This is a genomic window from Rickettsia asembonensis (genome assembly GCF_000828125.2).
GTDB lineage: Bacteria > Pseudomonadota > Alphaproteobacteria > Rickettsiales > Rickettsiaceae > Rickettsia > Rickettsia asembonensis.
The window spans coordinates 1-2250 of record NZ_JWSW01000081.1 but is presented as its reverse complement, the minus strand read 5'-3'; the positions used below and the strand labels follow the sequence as shown (position 1 = coordinate 2250).

Genomic DNA, 2250 nt, shown 5'->3' with positions numbered 1-2250 from the left:
CCGTGCCCCGGTGTGTTACTCCTTACTTCATTTGGTTCCGAACAATCAATAGAGCAAGTGGTTATTTACGATCAACCATTAAGATCAAGTGAATAACACCTTAGCTCGTACATAGGACAGGAGAGAAAAACATGACAAAGCATATTTTTATAGGTATCGATGTATCTGAAAATACTTTAGACGTTTGGTTACACCCATTGAATAAATATAAAGTTTTTGATAATGATCAAAAAGGAATTAAGGAGCTAGTTGAATATATAGCGGATTATAATATAGCTAAAATTGTAATTGAATCTACTGGTGGACTTGAATATAAAGCAGCAAAAACCTTACAAAAAACAGGCTATTTGGTATCAGTAGTTAATCCTTATTTTACATCAGCATTTAGAACTATGAGAGGTAAGTTTACAAAAACTGATACTATTGATGCACAAATGTTAGCATTATTTGCAGAAAAAATTAACCCTGAGTCTAGAAAAGTAGCGAATGAGATAGAAAAAGAATTAAAAGAACTTACATCTAGACGTAACCAATTAATTACTATGATAGTATCTGAACGCAATCGCTTACGTAGAGTTACTAATCAAAAAATAATTAATAGTATAAATAATGTTATTGATTTACTTAATAGCCAAAAGGAAGAAGTAGAAAAGCTTATATTACATCTTATTTTAAATCTAGAAAGTTACAAAGAAATATATAATTTACTTATTACTATCCCAGGTATTGGTTCTATTATAGCAATAACCTTAATTACAGAATTACCAGAGCTTGGTAATTTAAATTGTAAACAAATTGCTTCTTTAGTAGGGGTAGCATCTCACTGTAAGGAAAGTGGGAAAATACGATTTAAAGCAAAAACTAAAGGTGGTAGAAAAACAGTACGGGCAGCATTATATATGGCAGCTGTTACTTCTGTAAGATGTAATTCCGCCGTTAAACCTTTTTATAAAAGACTTGTGGAAAAAGGAAAAGCCAAAAAATTAGCTCTTACTGCTGTAATGCGAAAGATAATAATTATTATCAATAATATTGTTAAAAACAAACGACCTTGGCAGGAACAATATAAACAAATTATCTTGACTTCTTAAACACAATCACCTATGTGTAAAACCTTTTTCAGATACGCTTAATATTAAGGACTTAAGTCAAGCCAAGGACCTAAATCAAGTCAAGGACTCAAACCAAAGTAAATGGGCTACAATAAAAGAAATATATATAAAACCGCAAAAATCAGAAACACAGAAGCCAATTTTATCACAAGTTTTATCTAATCAAGTCAAGGAGAATATTTTAACTATAGGTAAAATTATTATAAATTTCTTTCAAGTCAATAAACATAATATAATAAGCCCATTTATTTCTTCTGATAATCTTAATTTACATCAAGAATTAGATTCAGACACGTTCTCAAACAATTATTCATTAATTCAACCTTATTTGCCAAAAAAAATATTAAATAAATCACCGGCACAAAAAACTGAAGAAAGTTTTTTCCTGCTTTAAAAGAAATAGAAGAGCTTAATGAAATATATATTAAATATTCTGATGATCACCTAAACATGGTTGCTTCATTTTTAGAAATTATAAGAAAGTTTTATGAGTCGAAAAATATAAGTGCTAAAACTCATTTCCAAGAAATATTAGGTAATTATGTATATTTCTTAAATCAGCAATGGAAAGCTTTATCTTTTTGTAAAAAACTTTATCCGCAATCGCAAAAGTGGCAGCCACTGACAGAGGCAGTTGACGAAGCAAAAAAAATCTTAATTGAAGAGAATTTATTAGATCAAGCTATATTAGATATAAAATTAAAAAATAACGGAACAACAGAGTATTATACCGAAGCTTTAGAATGGCTTGATAAACTTACGGAACCTCAAGTTGAATTTGTTGTTATAGCTATAAATGAGATAAAAGCCAATGCTCATTATTATTTAGGTATGATCTATGAAAATAGTAAATCGGAATTAGACTGGTTTAAAGCGATAAGAGAATATATTAAAGCCCTAGAAGTTGATAAGTTTAAGTATAGCCGATATTGAGGAGAGTAATAATATTCTGCATGAAATTTTTAGTATTTTAAAAAATAAAAGAGAAACGAAAGCACATTATGTATCTTTAGAAAAAGATCTTCAATCTGTAGCAGAATTTTTATTTAAATTAAATTTAATACAAAAAGCAGGGCTTGAATATTTGAGAGCTGCAAGTAGAATCGATAAAAATGATAATGGAAGTGTTGAGAGATAA

The 2250-nt window shown here is 29.0% G+C and carries 3 protein-coding genes; all 3 read left to right on the top strand.

Features of this window, described 5'->3' with window-relative positions; genetic code table 11:
* The first annotated feature begins 131 nt into the window (after positions 1-131).
* The gene (locus tag SB78_RS06645; protein WP_041079561.1) at positions 132-1091 is read left to right on the top strand and encodes an IS110 family RNA-guided transposase; all 960 of its coding nucleotides are present in this window, start codon (positions 132-134) and stop codon (positions 1089-1091) included.
* A gap of 471 nt (positions 1092-1562) precedes the next feature.
* Entirely contained in the window at positions 1563-2045 is a 483-nt protein-coding gene (locus tag SB78_RS11270; RefSeq protein ID WP_241773819.1) for a hypothetical protein, read from the top strand.
* Positions 2017-2250, top strand: coding sequence for a hypothetical protein (locus SB78_RS06635; protein ID WP_052458513.1), 234 nt, complete (start codon positions 2017-2019; stop codon positions 2248-2250). The genes SB78_RS11270 and SB78_RS06635 overlap by 29 nt, the downstream gene beginning before the upstream one ends.